This window comes from Bradyrhizobium sp. NC92 (genome assembly GCF_025200865.1).
GTDB lineage: Bacteria > Pseudomonadota > Alphaproteobacteria > Rhizobiales > Xanthobacteraceae > Bradyrhizobium.
Map to the genome: position 1 here is coordinate 7,107,115 of NZ_CP104171.1, position 23,701 is coordinate 7,130,815.

At 58.7% G+C, this 23,701-nt stretch carries 16 protein-coding genes and 5 pseudogenes; 6 read left to right on the forward strand and 15 right to left on the reverse strand.

Annotated features, from left to right (window positions below; genetic code table 11):
- Positions 1–38: 38 nt before the first annotated feature.
- From N2602_RS33175 to N2602_RS33215, 10 genes and pseudogenes are all read right to left on the reverse strand, one after another.
- Positions 39–729: pseudogene (locus N2602_RS33175) on the reverse strand (group II intron reverse transcriptase/maturase); the annotation flags it as partial.
- 533 nt (positions 730–1,262) lie between these two features.
- Positions 1,263–1,529: pseudogene (locus N2602_RS33180) on the reverse strand (transposase); the annotation flags it as partial.
- Positions 1,530–1,685: 156 nt separating this feature from the next.
- Positions 1,686–1,940, reverse strand: coding sequence for an SDR family NAD(P)-dependent oxidoreductase (locus N2602_RS39065; protein WP_409241859.1), 255 nt, complete (start codon positions 1,938–1,940; stop codon positions 1,686–1,688).
- A gap of 258 nt (positions 1,941–2,198) precedes the next feature.
- Complete coding sequence (locus N2602_RS33185; protein WP_260380756.1) at positions 2,199–3,371, reverse strand: M20 aminoacylase family protein; 1,173 nt, start codon at positions 3,369–3,371, stop codon at positions 2,199–2,201.
- 59 nt (positions 3,372–3,430) lie between these two features.
- Positions 3,431–4,417: an ABC transporter permease gene (locus tag N2602_RS33190; RefSeq protein ID WP_260380757.1), complete on the reverse strand. Its 987-nt coding sequence runs from the start codon at positions 4,415–4,417 to the stop codon at positions 3,431–3,433.
- On the reverse strand, positions 4,410–5,417 hold the full coding sequence (locus tag N2602_RS33195; RefSeq protein ID WP_247355056.1) for an ABC transporter permease: 1,008 nt from the start codon (positions 5,415–5,417) through the stop codon (positions 4,410–4,412). Before N2602_RS33195 ends, N2602_RS33190 begins: the two co-directional genes overlap by 8 nt.
- An 89-nt stretch (positions 5,418–5,506) precedes the next feature.
- Positions 5,507–7,210, reverse strand: coding sequence for a peptide ABC transporter substrate-binding protein (locus tag N2602_RS33200; protein ID WP_260380758.1), 1,704 nt, complete (start codon positions 7,208–7,210; stop codon positions 5,507–5,509).
- Positions 7,211–7,348: 138 nt separating this feature from the next.
- Positions 7,349–8,365, reverse strand: coding sequence for an ABC transporter ATP-binding protein (locus N2602_RS33205; RefSeq protein ID WP_260380759.1), 1,017 nt, complete (start codon positions 8,363–8,365; stop codon positions 7,349–7,351).
- Entirely contained in the window at positions 8,358–9,317 is a 960-nt protein-coding gene (locus N2602_RS33210; protein ID WP_260380760.1) for an ABC transporter ATP-binding protein, read from the reverse strand. The genes N2602_RS33205 and N2602_RS33210 overlap by 8 nt, the downstream gene beginning before the upstream one ends.
- 266 nt (positions 9,318–9,583) lie before the next feature.
- Positions 9,584–9,706: pseudogene (locus N2602_RS33215) on the reverse strand (transposase); the annotation flags it as partial.
- An 853-nt stretch (positions 9,707–10,559) separates the two neighbouring features.
- Between N2602_RS33215 and N2602_RS33220 the strand changes: the two are divergent.
- Positions 10,560–11,860 (forward strand): annotated as a pseudogene (locus N2602_RS33220) (IS5 family transposase); the annotation flags it as partial.
- A 155-nt stretch (positions 11,861–12,015) separates the two neighbouring features.
- Here N2602_RS33220 and N2602_RS33225 read toward each other — a convergent pair.
- From N2602_RS33225 to N2602_RS33235, 4 genes are all read right to left on the reverse strand, one after another.
- Positions 12,016–12,864, reverse strand: a complete 849-nt coding sequence (locus N2602_RS33225; protein ID WP_260380761.1) for an NAD(P)-dependent oxidoreductase — start codon at positions 12,862–12,864, stop codon at positions 12,016–12,018.
- Positions 12,865–13,596: 732 nt separating this feature from the next.
- Positions 13,597–13,851, reverse strand: coding sequence for an SDR family oxidoreductase (locus N2602_RS39070; RefSeq protein ID WP_409241860.1), 255 nt, complete (start codon positions 13,849–13,851; stop codon positions 13,597–13,599).
- Positions 13,817–14,371 carry an SDR family NAD(P)-dependent oxidoreductase gene (locus N2602_RS39075; protein ID WP_409241861.1) on the reverse strand — a complete coding sequence of 185 codons (555 nt, stop codon included), beginning with the start codon at positions 14,369–14,371 and terminating at the stop codon, positions 13,817–13,819. Before N2602_RS39075 ends, N2602_RS39070 begins: the two co-directional genes overlap by 35 nt.
- Before the next feature lie 210 nt (positions 14,372–14,581).
- Entirely contained in the window at positions 14,582–15,766 is a 1,185-nt protein-coding gene (locus N2602_RS33235) for a M20 family metallopeptidase (protein ID WP_260380763.1), read from the reverse strand.
- Between the two features lie 312 nt (positions 15,767–16,078).
- On the opposite strand from N2602_RS33235, the gene N2602_RS33240 reads away from it, so the two are divergent.
- From N2602_RS33240 to N2602_RS33250, 3 genes are all read left to right on the forward strand, one after another.
- Positions 16,079–16,939 carry a site-specific integrase gene (locus tag N2602_RS33240; RefSeq protein ID WP_260380764.1) on the forward strand — a complete coding sequence of 287 codons (861 nt, stop codon included), beginning with the start codon at positions 16,079–16,081 and terminating at the stop codon, positions 16,937–16,939.
- A 6-nt stretch (positions 16,940–16,945) separates the two neighbouring features.
- The gene (locus N2602_RS33245; protein ID WP_260383767.1) at positions 16,946–18,127 is read left to right on the forward strand and encodes an IS91 family transposase; all 1,182 of its coding nucleotides are present in this window, start codon (positions 16,946–16,948) and stop codon (positions 18,125–18,127) included.
- 412 nt (positions 18,128–18,539) lie between these two features.
- Positions 18,540–19,479, forward strand: a protein-coding gene (locus N2602_RS33250; protein WP_409241862.1) for an IS630 family transposase whose coding sequence is annotated in 2 segments (ribosomal slippage) — positions 18,540–18,875 and positions 18,877–19,479 — 939 coding nt in all. Because the reading frame shifts where the segments join, the coding sequence is not laid out codon by codon here.
- A 482-nt stretch (positions 19,480–19,961) separates the two neighbouring features.
- On the opposite strand, the gene N2602_RS33255 is transcribed toward N2602_RS33250, so the two are convergent.
- A complete protein-coding gene (locus N2602_RS33255) occupies positions 19,962–21,131 on the reverse strand; it encodes a Xaa-Pro peptidase family protein (RefSeq protein ID WP_260380766.1) in 1,170 nt (389 codons plus the stop codon).
- A 714-nt stretch (positions 21,132–21,845) separates the two neighbouring features.
- Here N2602_RS33255 and N2602_RS39080 point away from each other — a divergent pair.
- Both N2602_RS39080 and N2602_RS33260 read left to right on the forward strand, forming a co-directional pair.
- On the forward strand, positions 21,846–21,977 hold the full coding sequence (locus N2602_RS39080; protein WP_409241863.1) for a twin-arginine translocation signal domain-containing protein: 132 nt from the start codon (positions 21,846–21,848) through the stop codon (positions 21,975–21,977).
- A 47-nt stretch (positions 21,978–22,024) separates the two neighbouring features.
- Positions 22,025–23,583: pseudogene (locus tag N2602_RS33260) on the forward strand (ISL3 family transposase).
- The last annotated feature ends 118 nt before the right edge of the window (positions 23,584–23,701 follow it).

Genomic DNA, 23,701 nt, shown 5'->3' on the forward strand with positions numbered 1-23,701 from the left:
GACGCAATGCGAGGTCTCACCTTGATCGCCGCCGTCCAATGGCAGATTGCATCATCGGCATAGCGTTCGAACGGAATGCACGGAAACGTCCGACGCATCCACGCATCGAAGCTATAGTGCAGAAAAGATTCGCCAGCAGCGGGCTTACCACTCCACCTTGCGGTGTTCCGGCTTCCCGTTTCTGGATAGTCCAATTGGGCATTTCCACCGGAGCCTTCAGCCATCTCTCGACGTACAGCAAAACCCAGGGCTCCTGACAGTGCTTCCGAAGCGCTCTCGCCAGAAGGGATCGATTGTGTCGAAAAAGCCTTTGATGTCGAGATCCAAAGCCCAATCATAGTCCCAGCATCGCTTGCGCGTTTGCTCGATCGCCTGATCCGCTGATTTTCCCGGCCGATAGCCGTAGGAGTTGGGATCAAACACTCGATCCAACCCCGGTTCCAGATACTGCTTGACCACCATCTGTGCGACGCGGTTCGCGACCGTCGGGATGCCCAGAGGACGGATGCCGCCATTACCTTTGGGAATCTCCACGCGCCTGACCGCAGGCGGGAGATAGCTTCCCGACACCATGCGATTCCAGAGCTTGTAGAGGTTATTCCCAAGGTCCTGCGCGAATTCGTCCAGGCTCTGGCCATCGACGCCCGCCGCCTTTCCATTCCCTGCCACCAGCTGGTAGGCCTCCCAGACCATACGCTTGGTGATCGGCAACGGTTTGTCCGGCGTCATGACGCTCCTCCCGACAAAGCCGGTTGGCGTCCGATGTCGGACAAGATAACGCAGCCCCTTCGCTCCATAGCCATTACAGCCCCTTCGGCGCTACTACAGGCTGCTCCGCCCCTGTCTCGGGTTTGGGTGTTCTCCCTCGTGGTGTGCACCACTTGCGGATTTCCCTTAACACCCCAAGCCAGGTTCCCTCGTTCCGGATTGAAGCCTGTGATGAGATCATGCCGCCTATACACCGGCTGCCGCGTGGACCGTAAGCAGGTGTCGCCCACACTCTTCCGAGCATCACTATCCCAATGCTCGTTTTGACAGCGCCTGGACCCATTTCGATGCGTCATCGGCGGTTCGCTTGCGCTCATCTTCTCATCACTCACTTGACGGCGTAGCCCCCGCCTTTTCTCCAGCGCTCACCACCACGTCTCTTAAACGCAGCAGCCTGGAGTGGTTTGAAGCCTGCCCCTGCAGGCCGGCTCCGAGAGGCCAGCTCCCATCTTCAACACAGTTGTGCCGGCAGATACGCACCGGCTACGAGGCACACGGAAATACGGATCGTAGACCCAGCGCTCGCACACACCCTCATCGGACAGCCCGTAAATGTGCTTGAGCAACAGCAGCCCGATCTGAAGCGAGTCTCGATCCCCGGCCTGCCGTTCTCGCTGTAGAGCGGGGCGATCTCGCCGTCGATCCAGTCCCAGTCGATCTTGCCGGAGCAGAACCAGCTCGTGCTTCATGTTGATGATCTGGTCCAGCCGTGCCCGGAACAGATCGTTCGATCCCGTCGTCTTGTGCTTCTTCGGCCGCATCGCCCCTCCGATGCACCACAGGAGAACGGGTCACAACGAAAAGGAATCCACAAAACGAATTTGCAAGGTTTGCGGCGCCTAATCCTCAAATCCCTGCAATCTTAAACACCATTAAATCCCAAAAACAGACTCCCGCTCAATCGCTTACAGGCTTGTTCACAGCCGACGACTTACCGCCCGCTCGAACAACGCGTCTATTTCCGAGCGACGCCCGAGGTCAGCGGCGGGCCCATGGACGCGTTCGCATTGCGGAATGCTTTGCAAATCAGCGACAGCGCTTTCCAATGCCGATTGATCACGACCACAGATCACAACATGCGCACCGTCTTGCGCCAAACGCTTCGCGATTGCAAAACTCAGGCCCTTGCTGCCAGCCGTGACTAGAACCTTTCGGCGGCTATCGCAATTCATCTGCCCCCTCTAGTTGAAAGACGAATCGCGCTGGCTTGCACCACTCGTTCGGCAACGCGCCAGCCAGCTGTTAGGCTGACTGACTTGTATAGCAGCATCCCGATGCATGTCCGTCAATCTGTCGGGCGCTGAGCGTTCCACGTTGCGCTGCGAGGAAGAACTGACAGTTTTGGCGGTGCATTCAGTTGTTGTTCAACGCTGTACCGGCGAATCTGACGAGCAAACCGCAATTCCCCTTCCGAGTTCTTCGAGAAACTCTCAAGCAACTAGCGAGCGTTCCACGAGCTTGATCCAGAACGATGTTCCATACAAAATGGCGTCGTCGTTGAAATCATACGCGGGGTGATGGAGGCCTGCGCTATCGCCGTTGCCACAACAGATGTATGCACCTGGACGTTCCTGCAGCATGTAGCCAAAATCTTCCCCGCCTAGTGAGGGCCGGCATTCGAGCACGTTGTCCTCGCCGACCACCTCTTTTGCAACCATCATCGCAAGATCTGTCTGTGCGGCATGATTGAACATGGCTGGATAGCCGGGGCGGTAAGTCACGTCGATCGTCGCACCGGTCACTTGAGCGATTCCGGCTGCGATGTCATGCACCCGCTTCTTGACGAGCTGATTAGCCTGCGGCGTCAGCGTGCGGATCGTGCCGCGGAGTTCCGCAGTCTGAGGAACAACACTACCCGAGCTTCCGGACAGGAAAACGCATACCGAAACCCCGGCTGGCTCCAAGGGATCAATGTTGCTGGCCACGATCTGCTGCAGAGCAGTGGTGAGCTGTGCGCCGACCAAAACCGAGTTGATGCATTTATGCGGCGTCGATGCATGGCCTCCATGGCCCTCGATTTTGATTACCATCCCTTCTGTCGACGCTGACATCGGGCCTTGGCGGATAGCGAAGCGACCTACCGGAAGTCCAGGCGAGTTATGCATGGCAAAAACCTGCTCGATACCGAAGCGATCCATCAGACCGTCGCTGATCATTGCGGCCGCACCTGCGCCCGCCTCTTCCGCGGGTTGAAAGATCATAACGGCGGTTCCGGCAAAGTTCCGCGTTTCGGCAAGATAGCGCGCTGCGCCTAACAGCATCGCGGTGTGCCCGTCATGGCCACAGGCATGCATCACGCCTTTTGTTGTGGAAGTGTAAGGCCTATCGACCGCTTCGTCGATCGGAAGCGCATCCATGTCGGCACGCAAACCGATTACTCTGATGTCGGCATCGCTTGGAGCTTTTCTGCCTTTGATAACGCCAACAACGCCGGTCTTGCCCAGACCAGTCGCGACCTCATCGCAGCCAAATTCGCGCAATCGCTCGGCCACGAATGCCGAAGTACGGTGCTCATCGTAACCAAGTTCGGGATTGGCGTGGAGGTCGCGCCGCCAGGTTACGATGTCAGAGTGCAGAGCGGCGACACTATTAAGAATAGCCATTGGAATTCCTTTCGTACGATCGGCAGGGGCCCGCACTTCTTGTGCGGTCTTGGGGTGAATCATTTTCGTAGCCGCGGGTCCATCGCGTCCCTCAGGCCGTCACCGACATAGTTGACGCTGAGGACGGTCAGAGAGATCACAATGCCTGGCCAAAGAACGAGCCATGGAAAGTCTTGCATGTATTCGATTCCGTCGTAGAGTACTCGCCCCCAGGTCGGAAGATCCGGTGGAAAGCCGAGACCCAGGAACGATAACGTACTTTCCGTCAGGATGGCCGTGGCGATTCCAAGGGTGGCCGAGACGACAATCGGCGACAAGATGTTGGGCAGAACATGGCGCAATATAATCCGTCGAGGCGGTGTGCCGATGCTGCGCGACGCGAGCACGAATTCGCGGTCTTTGATGGCCAGCACTTCGCCGCGCACGATGCGAGCTGTATTCATCCAGCTGGTCACACCGATAGCCGAAACGATCAGGATGAAGATACCCATGTCGAGACCAAAGACGCTGGCCAGCGGATCGCGGAACAGCATCACCATGACCAGTAGTAGTGGCAGCACCGGCAATGCCAGAAACAGATCGGTGAGGCGCATCAGCGGACCGTCGAGCCTTCTGAAGAAGCCGGCAAGGACGCCGACAAATGTGCCGAGAAAGATTGAGATAACCTTCGATGTCAGCGCTACGGCGATCGAAATTCGCCCGCCAATCATCATCCGAGCGAGAAGATCCCGGCCGAGCTGGTCGGTGCCGAGCGGATGAGCCCAGCTTGGTCCCTGATTGATCATCGTAAAGTCGATGTACTCGGGGCTGATATGCCAAACGAAGGGACCAAGGACGACAGAGACAATAATCACAATGAAGACGGCAGCTCCGGTCACCGCGCCCCTATGGCTCTTGAACTGGTCCCAAAGATCCCACCAACCATGACGTGACGGGACGTCGGCAATTCCAAGATCGGAACCGCTCGCGTGATCGACTGTCTGTGTTTCCGCGACAATCGCATTGGTAACTGCACCCGTTTGGGCGTGGCTTCGCAATTCAGTCATAGCGAATCCTCGGATCGAGCGCTCCATAGAGCAGATCGGCGATCAAGTTGAACGTGACGATCAGCACAGCAAAGATAAAAAACAACGTCTGCACCATGGGCAGGTCGTTGGCGTAGATGGCGCTGATCAGGAGCTGGCCAATTCCGTTGACCTTGAAGATCTGCTCGGTAACGATAGCCCCCGCAAAGATTCCCGGTATCCCTAGCGCGATGAGAGTGACAACCGGAATCATCGAGTTGCGCAAGACGTGGACGAACAGCACGACCGCTTCGCTCATCCCCTTGGCGCGCGCTGTACGAACGTAGTCTTGGCCGAGGTTGTCGAGCATGGACGAGCGCACGTAGCGGCTGGTATAGGCAGTGGTCTGCACCGCCAGCACCATAGCCGGCATAGCCATCTGGCGGAGCTGCTCGAGAAAGCTGCTCCAGCTGTTGACGACCAGGTTTGTGTTGTAGATCGATGGGAACCAGTTAAGGTTGACGGCGAAGATCAGGATCACCAGAACGCCAGTGAAAAAGGACGGCATGGCGAGGCCTAACATCGATAGGAAAGTGCCAACTTGGTCGAACACGGAATGGCGCTTGTAGGCGGATACGATCCCGAACAGCAGCGCCACCAGCACGCCAACGACATAGGCAAGGCCGACCACCGACAGAGTCTGGGGAAGTCGCTGGGCGATGATGTCGAAGGCGGGGCTGCGCGTCTGCCACGAGATAACCCGCTGCATGCCGTCTGCGAAATGCGTTCCAAACAGGAGGTCCAAGCCATGCAGTGGCTCGACCAATAGAAACTGCTTCAACCACAAGAGATACTGCACGATCAGCGGCTGATCAGCACCAAGCGCCGCTAAAATCTTCGCGCGATCTTCGGGCGGAATCGTTATTGGTATGTCTGCCAACGGATCACCGGGCGCCGCTTTAAGCAGCGCGAAGACGATGAGGCTGATTAGAAGTACGGTTGGTACGGCGGTAAGCAGCCGCCGAAGGGCATAGTTGAGCATGTCTCGCGCCTAATGACTCCCGGCCGTGTTACCCGCGGCCGGGATGTTGGGTCGTCAGAAGCCGCGTGCATTTGAGCACGCGAGTAGTCTCACTTCTTGCGATACCAGTCCTGGATGTTTGCAAACGGGGAATCCCAGGGAAAGATAACTCCACCCAAAGTATTGGAGACTGCCATTGGGGCGGCACGCCAGACCAGTGGCAGGTACGTGTTGCTGTCCACGGTCAGCATGTTGTTCAGCTTTTTGAAGATCTGGGCGCGTCTTTCAAGGTCGGTCGTCTTGCCAAGTTCGACGACCAAGGAGTCGTAGTCTTTGTCGCAATAGCGAGCGTAATTCGTGTTCCGCCACTGGTTGTCTGCGCGCGGCGCCTTATCGCAGGTGTTGCCTGCCACAAACGTGCCGGGTTCGATACCCGAGATGAAGGTGAACATCTCGACGTCCGCGTAAAACTTCTGATACGTATCCGGATTACCGGGATCGCTGCTGAAGAACACCGAGGCGTTGATGTTCCTCAATTCTACATCGACGCCAATCTCACGCCACCATTGCTTGATGATCGCCTGTAGCTGCTGACGAACGGCATTGGTAGAGGTCTGAAAGGTTAGCTTCAGTCTCTTGCCCTTCCTCTCTCGGATCCCATCGGAACCCGAATTCCAGCCCGCTTCGTCAAGAAGCTTCTGGGCACCCTTGATGTCCTGCTTCAGGCAGTTCGTGTTGCCAGCGGCGAAGAGCTCCGGGGCCGATATAATGTCGCAGGTCGGCTTGCCCATGAAGTCGTAGCCGATCTTGGTGAGGGTGGCGCGGTCCAGCGCCATCGACAGCGCCTTGCGCACACGAACGTCGCTCAGAAAGGGATTCGGATGCTTGGCGCTCGATCGCTCCTCCGGCGGGAGGCTTGACGAAGGATCCGTTAGGTTTAGCACCAGAGTTTCGACCGTCGTGCCGAAGAACAGAGACAGTTTACCCTTGCCCGCTTCCTCCATTTTCTTCAGGACGTCCGGAGCGACGACCGGGTTCCAGGCAATGTCGTATTCGCCGGTCTGCAGGACTGCACGGGCCGCTCCCAGCGCGTCGCCACCCCCTTTGTAATTGACCTCGGCGAAGGCCGGCTTGTTCGGATCGCGGTAGTTCGGATTGGCCTTCAGCTGGATAGCGTCGTTCGGCTTGAAGGAGGTAACGACGAACGGTCCAGTACCGATCGGGTTGAAGTTCGCGTCCGTGCAGGTCGACGCCTTCTCACCCAGGCAATCGGAGAACTGCTTGGCCTGTATGACCGGAGACCTCTCGCCGACGAACGGACCGTAGGGATCCGGCATCATCTCGCTAAAGGTGACCTTTATGGTGAGTTCATCTGCTGCCTCGACGCTATCTACCGCCCGGAAACGGTTTAGCGATTGGCAGCCGGCCTTCGGGTTCATGCAGTAGTTGGCAGTGAAGACCACGTCCTTGGCGGTAACCGGCGAGCCGTCGGACCATTTCAAGCCGGGCCTCAGCTTCCAGGTGATCGATTTGGAGCCGTTCGACACGCCGCCGTTTTCGACGGTCGGAATATCCACTGCAAGCCGCGGGGAAAGTTTGGCGTTCTCGTCGAACAAGGCTAACGGTTCGAGCACCAGCGAAGCGGCGTCTGCGTCCTTGTCCCCGCTCGCCAGATAAGGATTGAGCATCGAGGGCGCTTGCCAATAGATAATATTAACGGTGCCTTGTGTGCTGCGTCCGGGCGCCGCCACTGCGACCGTCGCTACTAATGTTGCCGCGGCTCCCAGAGCCAATAATGAGTTCAATTTCGACATTTGTATCCCCCTTTGTTCAACGACTGATCAGCCGGGCTACACGTCCAGGCGCTATAATCGTCCGCTTAACCCATCCCTCTTGGAAGAACGGGCCCATGGCGCAACCATCCTCTTTCGAGGTTAGCGGTGCCAATCTCTTCATTCGGCGCGATGGCAGGCAACCCATCGGTCGCCCGCCAGCTTTCGCCAGGTTGGTTCTTCTGCGGCACACCGATCGAAGGCGGCCGGGCAGCGAGTGCGAAAGCGGCAGCCGGAAGGCGGATTTGCTGGATTCGGCACGTCTCCTTTCAGGATGATCCGCTGGCGCGCACGTTCGATTTTCGGTTCAGGCACTGGGATCGCGGAGAGCAACGCCTTCGTGTAAGGATGTAACGGGTCTCGAAAGATGAGACTGCACGAAGCGAGTTCAACGACCTTTCCGAGATACATCACCGCGACCTCGTCACATAGATGGCGAACCATCGAAAGGTCGTGACTGATAAAGAGGTAGGTCAGCGAGAATCGATTCTGCAGATCATGCAGCAAATTGACGACCTGCGCCTGAATGGAGACATCGAGGGCGGCGATCGGCTCATCGCAGACGATGAAGTGAGGATTTAGCGCGAGCGCTCGGGCAATGCCGACACGCTGGCGCTGGCCACCTGAGAATTCGTGTGGGTAACGGTTGGCGAACCTCGGATTGAGCCCGACAGATTCCAGCAGCTCGCCGATCCGCCTCTCCTTGTCATTACCTTGTTGCGCGCCGTGCTCGTTCAGTGGTTCCGCGATGATCGATCCGACGGTCATGCGGGGATTGAGGCAGGCCTGCGGATCCTGAAAGATCATCTGCATCCGCGGACGGATGCGACGCAGCTTGTTGCCTTGCAGGTGCGTGATGTCGTGGCCGTCGAAGATGATGCGACCACGCGTCGGATCGCAAAGGCGCAGGATGGTGCGTCCGGCCGTCGACTTGCCGCAGCCGCTCTCGCCAACCAGGCCGAGCGTCCGGCCTCGCCTGACTTTTAGATTTATCCCGTCCAGCGCTCTGATGGCGCCAACTTGGCGGCCGAAGACGCCCGCATAGATCGGGAAGTGCAGTGCAAGGTCAGTGACACTCAGCAGGATGTCATCCTGGCCGGCCTGTTCTTCGCTGACGAGGACGCGTGGCTCAGACATCATCGCGCGGCCGCTGCCTGGTTACGTCCCACCAGCATGCCGCTTCGTGGCCTTCCCTCACAGGGATGAGCGGCGGTCTTTCGCTGCGACATCGATCAAAAACGTGCGGGCATCGGGGCGCGAAGGGGCAACTCGTGGGAAAGGCGGTAAGATGAGGCGGCTGCCCACCGACGCTCTTCAGTCGGTCACGTGCAGTGTCGGCGCGGGGCAAGGTTTCCAGAAGTGCGCGTGTATAAGGATGACGGGGAGTTGCATAGAGATCGTCAACAGCGGCGGATTCGACAATGAGCCCGGCATACATGACGATCACTCGATCGGCGATACCGGCCACCACACCAAGATCATGCGTGATCCAGATGATGCTCATCCCAAGTTCTTGGCGCAGCTTTTTGACCAGCTCAAGGATCTGTGCCTGGATCGTCACGTCGAGCGCAGTCGTCGGCTCGTCCGCGATGAGGACCTTTGGCTCGCAGGCGAGTGCAATAGCAATCATTACCCGTTGACGCATGCCGCCGGAAAATTGGTGAGGGTAGTCGTTTATTCTGTCCTGTGGAGATGGGATACCAACAAGGGTTAGAAGCTCAATCGCGCGCTTGTGCGCCTCGCCCCGGCGGAGCCCAAGATGCTTGCACAATGGCTCCATCAGCTGGTAGCCGACCGAGAAGACCGGATTGAGAGACGTCATAGGATCCTGAAAGACAAAGCCGACCTCCCTGCCGCGCACCTTTTGCATTTCGCGTGGGTCAAGCTCCAGCAGATCCCACCCCGCGAGGCGGACCAGCCCTGAGACTATTATGGCAGGCGGCATCGGCACGAGCTTCATCAGCGACATCATCGTGACGCTTTTGCCGGAGCCGCTCTCGCCAACCACGCCCAGAAGCTCGCCGCGGTTGACATGGAAGCTCACGCCGTTGACTGCGTACACGCAGGCTTTGCGAGACCCAAAGGTCATTTGAAGGTCAGAGACCTCCAACACAGGCCTCGAGGCCTCACCTTGAATCGACTCGCGCCCACCCCGATCCAAGGTGGTTGCGCAGCTTACCGGTGCAGCCGGCCGCTTCCGTTGGTGCAGGGCGGATACTCCTTCCATTACAGGTCCGTTTATGTGCGGCGTTCGCGCGGGTTACCGAGTAGAACCGCGATCACTTGTGATCCGCGGCAATGTTCAACAAAATTCCGCTGAGGCGGCAGAACCATCGAAACTTCGAAGAGGACCCGCGAACGAAGAACATTCTCATGGACGTCCAGGTCGCGGCCGGCTTGCGCCACCGATACCCCGCGTTCCATGACCAGCTTGATCGCCTCGACCTTGAACTCGCGACTGAACTTCCGTCTTTTCATTGCCCACCTCCGGCTTCATGAAACACCTAATCTCGGTGTCCATCAAACCGGCAGCAGCTCAGTTCTCAGCCTCGCCAAAAGGCGCATTATTCATCTCCTTAGCGCTCCCCAGCCGTTTTCTTTCGCAAGGCTGATGATTTTACATTTTAACCTGCAGAGAATGGTATCGCGTTCCAGCAGCCGAATTACTCTAATGCGCGGCTTGAACCCGTCGAAATTCTGCGTCCAAGGCAAAAATTCGAGAATTTTGGGATGGTACCGCTCGCGGGCTGCATGGCCATAATTGAGAGAGATACCGCACCATGCACGCAGCACATTGCCCCTAGTCTATGCCTTGCGGGTTTGTTGTAGAGAGCGTGTGCTGCGAGAAGGATAGGCCCCGAGGCTAAGCTCCGACCGATCGTCCATCCGCCGTAACGCCGCCTGGGGGTGGACATTATATCTTTGCGAGCGTGTCGCCCCGAGACATCGCTGATCGGTCGGACGCTGGCTTGTTCGGCATCGCCTTGCCGGTGAACTAGGCGTGCCAACGCCACCCAGGCCCATCGCCGCTCTGATCGCAATCAATGGGCGTGCGCAGGCGACTTATGGAGCCGATGATATCATCAAACGGGTCGAGCGCATGCTCAACGAAATCTTTGAGCGCGAAATCGCCGGTCGTCGCGGCGGACGGCGAAGTCGTCGTGTGTGAAGAATTCGGAAGCGATTGATTTGGCACTGTGATTTGAGTTGAGCAAGTATTCGATTTTGCAAGAAAGCTGGGGGCGGATCTTGGTTTTCTTGCGATTTGGAATTCCGGATTTCGGAGCTTCGTGATTCCTTTGGCGGCAGATTCGCTGTCGGAGGAAGACCCGTGAGCCAGCCGCGCGACGGTCGTCAGAACGACCTGTTTGGTCCATCACTGGAGAAGATCATCAATCTTCGCCATCCGCTGGTGCGGTTGGCAGCGGAGATGAATTGGGACTTTCTGGCGGGACGCTTTGGTTCGGTCTGTTGCGTCGGGCCAGGGCAGCCGCCGCTGCCGACGCGATTGCTGGCCGGCCTGCTCATCCTCAAGCACATGCAGAACCTCTCCGATGAGGCGCTGTGCGAACGGTGGGTGGAGAACCCGTATTTTCAGTATTTCTGCGGGGAAGTGGTGGTTCAGCACAAACTGCCATTCGATCGCTCCGCTCACGCGCTGGCGCCAGCGGCTGGGGGAGGAGCAGATTACAGCGCTTTTGCAGGAGAGAGCCTTTCGGTGGGACACCGGAGCGGGGCCATCGAGAGCAAGAATCTCGAGCGCGTGGTGGTGGATACCACCGTCCAGGAGAAGGCGATTGCGCATCCGACCGATGCGCGGCTTACCCACCGGGCGATAGAGAAGCTGGTTGCGCTGGCCAAGCGCGAGGGCATCGAATTGCGCCAGAGCTATCTGCGCGTAGCCAAGCGTGCCGCCATCATGGTGGGGCGCTATACGCATGCCCATCAGTTCAAGCGAGCCCGGCGGGAGCTCAAATTCCTGCGCACCCGGCTCGCCGCATCATGCGGGACATTCGTCGCAAGATCGGGGGTGATCCCGCGCTCGAGGATCGCTTTGGCCCGCTGCTCGATCTCGCAGTGCGGGTTCGGCATCAAGAGCAGCGTCAGCGCGGACCGAAGGTCTATTCGCTGCACGCCCCCGAGGTGGAATGTATCGGTAAAGGTAAGGCGCGGGCCCCCTACGAATTTGGCTGCAAGGTGTCGATTACCACGCCGGCCACCGCGCCCAAGGAGGGCCAGTTCGTGCTGCATGCCAAAGCCCTTCACGGCAATCCGCATGACGGCCACACGCTCGGTCCCGTCATCGCCGATCTCGAAAAGCTCACAGGTGTCGCAGCACGCCGCATCCATGGTGACAAGGGTTATCGCGGCCACAACTATCCAGATCGGTTCAAGGTCTGGATCAGCGGCCAGGTCCGCCGGGTCACCAAAGCCATCCGTCGTGAGATGCGCCGTCGCGCCGCCGTCGAGCCCTTGATCGGCCATCTCAAGGACGATCACCGGATGCGGCGCAACTATCTCAAAGGCCGAAATGGTGACCGGATCAATGCCATCCTCGCAGCCGCCGGCTTCAACTTCAGCCTACTTTTGCATTGGTTCAAGACGCTTTTGCGCGCATTGTTATTGATCCTCAGTCGCGACTTTCCCATCGCCGGCCCTACATAGTCCGGCCCGCAAAACAAAACTTCACGAACGACTGTTTCAGGGACTGCATGATGAGTCCGCAGTCCCTGAACTCGGTTTGCTTTTGGAGCCCCTCAGGTCCCCGCGACTTTCCATCGGTTGGTCTAGTAACCCAAATCCACTTCCCGCGTGAGCGGCTTTTCCGTCGCAAACTCTAGCAGGTTCTGAGTACCCCACTTAATATTTCGCTGCAGAACGTCATCGGCGTTCGCAGCTTGATCATCGGAGCCAATCACATTTGGAAGCTTATGAACAGCCAAGCGTGAGCCCGAACCGGCTGGAAAGGCCCGCCCAAATCCATAGGTCCACCAGACATCCGCTGCGTAGCCGCGCAACCGACCGGACGTAAGCGCCTCATAAAGCGGCTTCTCTTGGATCACACTTCCACGCGAAATGTTGACCAGAAAGGCAGATGGCTTCATCGCTGCAATCTCGGCTTTGCCAATCAACTGATTGGTTTCAACCGTATTGGGGGTCGCGACGACGACATAGTCACATTTCGCAAGCACGGACTGCAACTCGTCGACTCCGTGAACTGAATCTACGCAGTCCACCGGCTTTCCCTTGTCGCGGCGGACACCGACAACATGCATGTCGAAGCCCTTTGCATGCTTAGCGATGCGGGCGCCGATTTGTCCAAGGCCGATGATCCCGATGGTTCGACCATGCAACATAGCCGATCGAGTCTCGTCCTCATATACGGGGTGCGGTTTCTGTCGGTGTTGCAATGCCTGGTGCTTGACTATCGTCTGCTTCGCCAGCGAAAGCACGAACATCATCGCTTGCTCTGCTAGCGCGACGGCGTTGGCACCACGGATATTCGCAAGTTTTACGCCGCGTTCTTTGAAGAGAGAGAGAACCCCCATTTGGCGGAGGTCATCAACCCCCGAATGCATCCAGGAAAACACCTTGAGTTTTTTGGCGATCTCCAAAGCGCCTTCCGGGACGCTCAAGGCGATAATCGCGTCAGCGTCGGGGGCAAGGTTGCTTTACATCTGAGTATGCACAATCAAAGCGAGAGAGATAGTCGCCTTTCGGAGCCACAACTTCCGTACCAGCCGGCATCGCTCCTTTGATGTAACTGATTTCGTCATCGGTCGCGTACCACAAACAGAGCACCTTCATCGTGCCAATTCCCCCTATCAGGTTTCCTAAGGCCTTGAAGCCCCTTCATTGATCGTACGGTACGGGGCCGAAGGAGAATATTTGCGGCACATTCCGAGGCAGCTGAGGCGAGTTTCTGCAACAGAGGTTATTTGCCCGCGGAAAACCGTTCTCCCACTGGAATTCTCGGCACTGCGCACCTTGAAGCAGCAACTGTCCGCATCGGTCGAGTATTTGGGCCCGCAAATGCCGCGCTCCATACTTTTCATTCATGGCTCGCTGCGCCGGGGTCTGTAGCGCGACGATCTGGGAGAGGATTGCACCCGGGAGCATCAATACATAAGGCAATACGCACTCTCACTTTGATCGCCGCGCCGCAGGGGTCCAATATTCGGGGCGCGGGAAGATGGGTTGGGTACCGTTCATGGCTTAGCGGGTCTTACCGCTTGCCATCGGCAACAAAGCCGACACCGCACAATGCGAGCGGAGCGAGGTGCACCGCGATGTGGCTTCACGATAGCCGCGCGGACTCTCGTGCGAAAGATCGCGTGCTCGTGAAATTCATGACCTTATTGACGATCCTAGGTAACGATTCGTCCGCTACCTCCATCGACAACAATCGTTGTACCATTGAGATATCTCACTCGATGGCTCACAATGAAGTCCACCGCGTCCGCGAGCTCTTCGGCGGCTCCGATCCGGACCAGTGGAGTTGCATTGGCGATCCGTTCGATAGCCGAATCTCTGTCGAGGCCTTCACCGATCGTCAGAGCTTCAATTCTCTGGCGTATCCTGCCGGTATCAAAATAGCCTGGCGCGACAAAATTCAAGCGCACCGAAAGCGCGGCGGGCAGGATGTTCGACCACTACCGCTGTGCCGGCACGCATGACATTTGACAGAAGCAGGTGCCCTGCTGTCTCATGCACCCCGGGTAACGAATACGATATCCCTTGCACGATCTGATGTTTTAATAAGTCTGGCCGCGGCTCGTGAAAGCTGCACTGCGCACATAAGCGCATTTCGTGTGATGCATGCCAGTCTTCGTCAGTCAAAGCCTCGATAGTGCCATAAGGCATGTGACCAGAGTTCAGCAGACAATCGACGGTCCACATGAGCCTCACCGCCCGCTCGAACAACGCGTCTACCTCCGAGCGACGCCCGAGGTCAGCGACGATTCGATGGGCGCATTGCGGAATGGTTCGCAAATGAGCGGCAGCTCTTTCCAATGCCGATTGATCGCGACCACAGATCACGACATACGCACCGTCTTGCGCCAAACGTCGCGCGATTGCAAAACCCAGGTCTTTGCTGCTGGCCGTCACCAGGGCCCTTCGGCGGCTATCGCAATTCATCATCACCCCGCTAGTTGAACGATGAAGCGCGCTGGCTTACACCACTCATGCCCGCGACACGGCGCTCTGAGCCAATGTCCGAGCCGCGGGAGCGCGGTTGATTAAACCTGCTAACAAGCAGCGATCTGCTGAAGTCCCACTTCGGTAGTCGGCGGTTCCGCGTCCGAGAGATTAAACGCGGCATCGCGGGCGCCCGTGGCACGCCCGCCCCGATCAAGAATTAAGCAGGTCCAGAATATATCTGACGGTGAGCACAGTTGTCGGGATAATGAGTTCATCGGATGCACCGAACGTGGGAGTATGCACAAACGACTCATTGCCGGGCGCGCGGGTACCGAGCCAGAAATAGATCGAGGGCACGCAAGCCGCGTAGAAGCCGAAGTCGTCGCTCCCTGCTATCGGTCTCCTCTCGCTGAAGAAGGCGTCGCGTCCAGCAGTATCGTGGACAAGCTGGCGGAATTTCCTCACCATTTCGGGATCGTTGACGACAGCCGGTTCACCTTTGCGAATGATGCATTCGGCACGACCCCGGTGCAGTGCAGCGACGCCTTCCGCGACTTCACGCACGCGCTGTGACAGGAGCGCCCTGCGTTCCGAGCGCGCTGTCCTGATCGTCCCTTCCATGACGACGGATGGGCATATGATGTTAGTAGCCTCCCCGCCATGGATAGTGCCAATCGTTATTACTGCAGCGTCGTCGATCGGCATTTCGCGCGAAACTACCTTCTGCACCTCGTTGATGAAGGCTGCGGCGATAGCAATGGCGTCGATGCCATTATGAGGTGAAGCGCCGTGCGCCATTTTTCCGGTGACGGTAAGCTTGAATTGGTCGGCGGATTTCGTTACCGCGCCTTCCTGTGCGCCGAACATACCGGCGGGAATTCCAGGACTGACGTGAAAGCCGACGGCCCGGTCGAAGCCGTCCAGCAGTTTCTCGTCTTGAACCGTGCGGCCCCCTAGGGGCTCCGCTTCTTCGGCTGGCTGGAAGAACACGCGGACCTTACCTGCGAAGTTGTCCCGCATCCGATGCAATGCGAGCGCGGTTCCGAGCGCAATCGAGCCGTGCACGTCGTGACCGCAAGCATGCATGACACCATTGACCTGGGAGCGATAGGGCAGGTCGTCCCGCGTCTCCTGAATCGGTAACGCATCAATGTCGCCGCGCACGGCGACCGCACGCTTTGGACCGGAGGCGCGCCCTTCGATATCAATATAAAGACCGGTGTTGTGGAACGTCTTGAAACCGCTGAGGCCGAAACGTTGCAACACCGCCCGGATCCGCTCCTGCGTTTTCCATTCCGCGTTCGAAAGCTCAGGTTCGCGATGCATATCGTGGCGCAGCTCGATGACCGCATCGCGCTCCGCATCTGACAGAAAGCTGTTGCTGCGTGTGCTCATCAAATCGATCCTATGTTCCGCCGGAGCATTCACTATACCTAAGACTAACACTCGCAGGGGACCGACAATCTGCAAACTTCTCGCTCGGAAGGCATGCGTCCAGCTGAGTTTCTTGGTTTTGCGCAGGAGTTCTTCGCCAAAATGGGAGGACCGGCTAGCCTGCGTACTAAAGCGGGATGGGTTTAGGCTGAATCGATTTGGGATTGAACGAAGCCGCTGGCGCGGCATGTAGGGAGGCATAGCAAGGATTGCCTCCTGTCTGAGAGGATTGCGGGTTTTCGAAGCCCAACCCTTTAGACAGGAGGTTTTCCGATGGCTGAGATCAGTCCGCTTCGCCGCCGCATGATCGAGGACATCACGGTCCGCAATCTGTCACCGGCGACGCAGCAATCCTACCTCAACGCCGTAGCGAAGTTGAGCCGATATTTCGGTCGTTCTCCCGACCGCCTCGACCTGGAGGATATCCGCGCCTTCCAGGTTCATCTGGTTGCGACGGGGATGTCTTGGCCGGCGCTGAACCAGATCGTCTGCGCACTGCAGTTCTTCTACGGTGTGACGCTTGGTCATGACACCGTTCCTGAGCGCATCGCCTATGCGCGTAAACCGCGCAAACTGCCGGTGGTGCTGAGCGCCGACGAGGTCGTCCGCTTCCTGGAAGCAATCCCGAGCCTCAAGAGCCGTACCGCGTTGACCACTGTCTATGCCGCAGGCTTGCGCGTATCGGAAGTGGTCCTCTTGAAGGTTGTCGACATCGACAGCCAACGGATGTTGATCCGGGTCGAGCACGGCAAGGGCGGCAAGGACCGTTACGTAATGCTCTCGCCGCAGCTTTTGAGGATTCTGCGGACATATTGGCGGCTCACTCGGCCCAAACGATGGCTATTTCCCGGCCGCGACGACGAGCGTCCGCTCGTCCCAAATGTGCTGCACGCCGCCTGTCGCTCAGCCTGTGCTGCGGCTGGCTTGAGCAAGTCGGTGACAGTGCATACGCTTCGGCACACGTTCGCGACCCATCTGCTGGAGAACGGGGCCGACGTACGCATCATCCAGGTGCTGCTCGGCCATGCCAGCCTGGCCAGCACGGCGCGCTATACCCAAGTCGCCACAAAGACCATCAGCAATACGCCAAGTCCACTTGACCGGCTCCGCCTGGAGGTCGTGCCGCCCGGCTGAGCGAACCTGATGGCTCCGGTTCTGGAAGTGGCGGATATCTTCCGCCGCTACGGCGAAGCGTTTCGGCAAGCTCGTGCCGGACATCTGGGCCGCGTCGAGCGGCGCGTCATGGGCGCGATCACGGCATGCCGGACGGCTGTGCTTGGCGGCCACATCGAGCAATGCGACGACTGCGGTGCCACCCGGATCGCCTACAACTCCTGTCGCAATCGGCATTGCCCGAAGTGCCAGGGCTCGGCGCGCGCGCAATGGCTTGCCGAGCGACAAGCCGAACTCCTTCCCGTGCCATACTTCCACGTCGTCTTCACCTTGCCGGCGCCGGCCAGAGAGATTGCTTTCCAGAACAAGGCGGTGGTCTATGCCATTCTGTTCCGCTGCGCGGCCGAGACGCTCACCACCATAGCGGCCGACCCCAAGCATCTCGGCGCTCAGCTCGGTCTGACCGCCGTCCTCCATACTTGGGGTCAAACCCTGCAACACCATCCGCATATCCACTGCGTCGTGCCTGGTGGTGGACCTTCACTCGACGGCACACACTGGGTCGCTTGCCGGCCCGGCTTCTTCCTGCCGGTGCGCGTCCTCTCCAGGCTGTTCCGCCGCCTGTTTCTGCAAGAGCTGCAAGCTGCCTTCGCGGCTGGCCAGTTGGGCTTCTTTGGCGATCTCGTCCATCTCGCCGATCCCGCCGCATTCGCCGAGCGCCTCGCTCAGCTCCGACGGACCGACTGGGTCGTCTACGCCAAGCCGCCATTCGGCGGGCCTGAACAGGTGCTGGCTTATCTCGGCCGCTATACGCATCGCGTCGCCATCGCCAACAGTCGGCTGATCTCGCTTGCCGACGATAAGGTGAGCTTTGCCTGGAAGGACTATCGGCAGAATCGTAGAGCCAAAGTGATGGCGCTCGATGCCGGTGAGTTCATTCGTCGCTTTCTCCTGCACACCCTGCCGGACGGCTTCCATCGCATCCGCCACTATGGCTTCCTCGCCAATGGCGGGCGCAACGATAAAATCGTCCTCTGCCGTCAACTCCTTGCCGTCCGCAACGCTCCGACTGATCAAGAAGCCGGCGACGATCCCCTCACCAAATGCGAGATACCCGCCTGCCCACATTGCGGCGGCACCATGCGGCGCGTCGACGTCGTCCCGCGAGCCTGCGCCCGCGACCATCCATTTCGTTGTGACACGTCATGAGCCACGCCTGCACCATCCACTCCGTCCATGATCACCTTCGCGGTGGCAACGTCGGAAGCCGCCGTAGGTGCACTCGTCACCGAATACCCGGCCGATCGTTCGACCACGCATCCCAGCGCCGCAAATCTCTCACTGGGTCGCGCCTTTGGCCCGATCAATGCAACCCCTCACATCAGCTGAAGTTCGCGCCGACGCGCGGTGATCACAGGCGCGCCTTCGCCGCAGGCGAACCCGCCGCACTATCCCCATAGGGCCCACAACTCCGCGGCTTCGTTCAATCCGGCTTCTATGAGGTCGCACGCGCCATCGCGCGCGCGGTTGGCCTTTGCCCCCGCGACCTCATAGAACCCTCAAGATTCCCAAATCAGCCGGTTTCTGATTCACCATGCTGGCTGGACGGAGGCCAGCATGGATGGGCAAGCCGTACTCTCTTGATCTTCGCAAGCGTGTTGTGGCCGCGATCGAGGGCGGGATGTCCCGCAATCAGGCCGCCAAGCAATTTGGGGTGGCAATCAGCACGGCCATCGGCTGGATGAAGCGGGTTGATGAGACTGGCAGTGTCGAGCCTAGCCAGATCGGCGGCTACAAGCCGAAGGCAATCTCGGGTGAGCACGCGGTCTGGCTGTCGCAGCGGATCAAGGACGGCGATTTCACCATACGCGGACTCGTTGCTGAGCTCGCCGGGCGCGGCCTGAAAGTCGATTATCACTCGGTATGGGACTTCGTGCATGCCGAGAAGCTCAGCTTCAAAAAAAAGCGTGGCGGCTGGCGAACGCGATCGTCCCGAGGTCGCGCGGCGGCGAGCCCAGTGGGCAAAGTATCAAGATCGCGTCGAAGCTGAACGGCTGGTCTTCATCGACGAGACCTGGACCAGGACCGACATGGCCCCCTTGCGGGGATGGGCGCCGCGCGGGAGCAGACTTCACGCAAAAGTCCCCCACGGCCGCTGGAAGACCATGACCTTCCTGGCGGCCCTGCGCCATGACCGGATCGATGCGCCATGGTTCATCGAGGGGCCGATCGATGGCGTGAGCTTCCGCACCTATGTCGAGAAGGTTCTCCTGCCGACCCTTCAGCCCGGTGACATCGTCGTCTTGGATAATCTCGGTAGCCACAGGAGCAAAGTGGTTCGCCAGCTCATCCGTTCGGTCGGCGCCAAACTCTTCTTCCTGCCAAAATACTCGCCAGACCTGAACCCGATCGAACAAGTCTTTGCCAAGCTTAAGCACTTGGTCCGCAAAGCTGCCGCGCGAACCGTCGACGCTGTCTGCGCAGCAATCGGCCACGCACTCGATGCCTTTACCTCAGAGGAATGCGCCAACTACCTCAAAAATTCAGGCTATCGAACCTAATGTCATCACGCTTTAGCTGCATTGTAACGCGCAGCCGGTCGTAAACTCGCATTCGCGTACCGGGCTCGAAGGTAGGATGGCCCGGCACGAAGCCTTTCAAGGTATTCGTTTTGCTGGACGCTCGACGTGCTTGAGATTTACAGCTTTGCTGTCCTCCTGAAGCTTCGGCGATCGCCCCTTCTACCGCCCTCCAGCGTTCCGCAACTGCGTCGCGGCTGAGAGCCCCGACTGCAAGAGCCAAGCTAAAGGGCATCTATCGCAGATAAGCCGGTTCACGTAGAAATTGCCAAAAAGGTGTTATGAAGAACAAATCGACCTTCTAGCGCTTCGGGAATGGGCAATGATCCTCCTCACTAACAACCAATAATTCGACACAACCGCCTCTAGAATACCGGACTAACATTGGCAGCCCACTATACTGCGAAAACGAACCTGCAAAGCCCCTGCAGGTCCGCATCGCGTGAGGGCCTCGTCCTCCAAACTCAGATCTCGAAAATGACCCGCGGCAGCTTTGAGAACGCCTCGGCGCCAGTGTCGGTGACCCGGAACGTCTCGCTAATGACGTAACCGAAGTCTTCGTCGATCCAATTCCCGAGCATCAGATGAAAAGTCATATTCGGCTTTAAGACTGTGCGGTCGCCTTCCTTGAGGCTGGCCGTCGGTTCTGTCCAGTCGATACCGATAGCGTAACCGCACCGTGATTCCTTTTGCACGCCGTGCTTTTTCATGGCCGTGTTGAATGCGGTGGCGACATCGCCGCAGATGGCCCCCGGTTTGACAGCAGCGAGTGCGGCCTCTAGACCTGCCACCTCAGCTTCATGGACGCGGCGCAAGCGGTCTGAAGGCTTACCAATTGACATGGTTCGCATCAGCGCCGACGTGTAGCCATGACGCACTCCGGCAAATTCCAGATTGATTTGCGATCCTTGTCGGAAAGCATCCTCGGTCCAACGAATATGGGCCGTGGCCGAACGCGGCGAGGCGCACAGGAAGAAGCCCGCAAGGTCCGTGCTTGGCTTGCCATCAACGCCGCGCACCAGTGCGCCGATGATCTCAGCGGCCGCGTCTGCCTCTCTGACGCCCGGACGGATAACTTCTGTCGCTCTCGCCATGCCAGCATCGGCGTTCGCCGCGGCCTCCCGCATGACGCCGATTTCGAGATCGGATTTAATTCCCCGGATCCAGTGGACTCCATTAGCGAAATCGACAATCTTCCCTTTCGGGATTCTGACCTTGAATTTTTCGGCTGTTTGAGCCGAGAGGGCCTTTGTCTCAAGACCGACCCCCCCGCTAGCAAGGCCCTTGTCATGCAAGAAGTCGATGATCGCATCAAAACCGTCCAGGTCGGGATTGGCGATGAGATCTTCGGCATAACCGATGACGCGGCTGCTATCGAAGAACATCTGATGCATCGCCGCCGGTGCATCCATGCGCCGCGTGAAAAAGGTCGGCTCTTCTTCCTTTAGTGAAAGGATCAGGCCTTGCGGCACGTATCCGGATTTGCTCGTGTAGCCGGAGAGATACGTGATGCTGGCCGGACTTGTGACCATCAGCACGTCGATCTCGCGTTTTTCCATTTCCGCTTTAACGGCGGCGATTCTTCGTAGATATTCGGTTCGCGGGAACGCCTGCGGCGCTTTTGGCATTGCCATGAGTTTGACTCCTTTTGTTGGACATTGCGGTCTGCAGTTGTGACGGCAGATCACTGAATTTCGGTTTTGCGCAATATCCTCCGTGCTTGCTTCAGTTCGGCCGAGCGCGTCTATTGCGCAAATTGTGAGTAGAAGCGCACTTAGCGCGGGCCAGCTTCCCGAGCCAACATAAAGGCTGTTCGTTGTGCAACTAAAAGCAGCCCTTGCTTCCGCCTCCCTTCCTCGAAGACGAGTTAGGATACTTGCGTGGCATACATGTTTAAGGCGCATTTCCGCGTCGTGGGTACGAATTTCTGCATGAGATGGTCATTTCACAAAGATTCTCCACGCCCAAATCAAAGCGCAAATACTGGCCCGACCTCTCATGAGTTGGCTGGGGTCCGCTTCCTGAGTATCGCCCGAGGTTCAGCTTGAATCGTCAAACTGCTCAGGGCTTCACGATCTCGACTTTACGGATTTACCGGCCGCCGTGGCAACCAGGACGTTGGCTTTTAGCAGGCGGCCTCAGACTCGCGCTCTAGGCGTCGCCGGAGCCTTCGCGCCTCGCGTATCTCGCCCTCCCAATGGGCACCTACTCATGACGTGAAACTTCGCATTTTGCGGAGTTAGAGCTGAACTTCGGCTATGCTGGGGCTCACTCCAGAGAAATTCCCTGCATGGGGGGGTGCATGCTCTCGAACAATCAGACATGAACCTTCACGAGGGAGAACGAAGATGTCCACATCACGCCGCGAATTCTTGAAAGGCGCTGCCTCGACTGCCGCTCTTGGTGCTGGCTTCTCCTTAGCGGGTGTTACGGGGGCTCGTGTCATTCGGCCTGCAATATTGGCTCTGACTCACTTTTGATGCAGTTTGAGGGATGTCTGGCGCTTTGATTGGGGAGAATCAGCGCCATGCAGCAAGCACTCCACCGCTCCAGTCTGGTGCCGCGTGGGTTTGTTGTAGAGAGTGCGTTACTACGAGGGTGATAAGGCCATTGTTGTGGTCCGGGCGTCCGGAAGCGTTGGTCGATGTCCATCGTGCGGAGCAGTATCCCGGCGTGTCCATAGCCGCTATCGAAGACGCGTGACCGATTTGCCGCTCTCGGGCGGATCGTCCAGCTCCTGGTAGTCGCCCGCCGCTTCCGCTGCGACGCCGTTCTGTGCGGGCGCCAAATCTTCACAGAGCGCTTCGCTGAAGGGGTACTGGCACCATCGGCGCGGCGCGCGGCGAGACTGGACTCTATCGTTCATCACCTCGGCTTGGCGCTTGGCGGCCGACCGGCAGCAGACTTCGCAAGGCGGCTGATGCTGCCGGTGAGTAAGGATACTCTGCTGCGCGTGGTCCGACGCCGTCACCGTCCCCCGGCTGACCCGCTCAAGGTTATCGGCATTGATGATTGGGCCTGGCGGCGCAATCACCGATACGCCAGCATCATCTGCAACCTGGAAAGGCGCCGGATCGTCACCCTGCTGCCAGATCGTGAGCCCGCGACAGCCCAAGCCTGGCTCGCCGCTCATCCCACGATCGCTATCGTCGCTCGCGATCGCGGCGGGGGATATGGCCAAGCTGCGGCAAGCAAGGGCCCTCCCGCATGCGGTACAGGTCGCAGATCGTTGGCATTTGATGGAGAACGCCAGTCGGGCCTTCCTCGACGCCGTCCGCAAATCGATGCGCCAGATCCGCAGCGCAATCGGGGCGACAACCATCGATCCCAAACTGCTCAGCGCGGCCGAGCGCGTGCAGTATGAAGGATATCTTCGCCGAAGAGACCAATGCGACGATCTTGGCCCTGTCGAAAAGCGGAACGCCGATCAAGCAGATCGTGCGCCAGACCGGTCATAGCAGGAAGCTGGTTCGTCAGGTGATCCGTGGCGAACGCCACGATGTCTTCCGGACCCGGCAGAGTTCGCTCGATCAGCACCTGCCATGGCTCGACGATCAATGGGCCGCCGGCTGCCGAAACGGCGCTGAACTTTGGCGGGGTCTAAAGGCGCGCGGCTTCCGAGGCTCTCTTCGTGTCGTCGCAGAATGGGCAACACGCAGGCGGCCGGCCGAAAAGGCCGACGCACAAAACCTTCACCGGATCCCGTCGGCCAGAACGATCGCTCGTCTCATGACGATTGGACGTGATACGCTCTCGAAGGCAGAGACGGTCACTGTCGCGGCGATCGAAGCTGGCGTACCAACCCTTGTCGAGGCACGCGAGATCATCGCCGAATTCCATTTGATGATCCGGCGCAGAGCCGCCGCCGAGCTGTCACCGTGGATCGAGCGCGCTCGCGCCAGTCTCGTTGCCTCATTCGCCCGCGGCGTTACGAACGACGAAGCGGCGGTTCGGTCGGCGATCACCTTACCTTGGTCCAACGGACAGAAGGAGGGGCAGATCACCCGCCTGAAACTCGTCAGGCGGCAAATGTACGGCCGCGGCAAAATCGATCTGCTCCAGGCCAGGCTAATCGGCGCAGAATAGAGTGGAGCTGCACCAAGATTGCGTCAGAGCCAAATTTGAACGCCGATTGACATCCGAGTTCGCCTTCACCTATCACCCCGCGCCGGGATCTGGCGCTGCGCTATGCCGACGGCTCCGC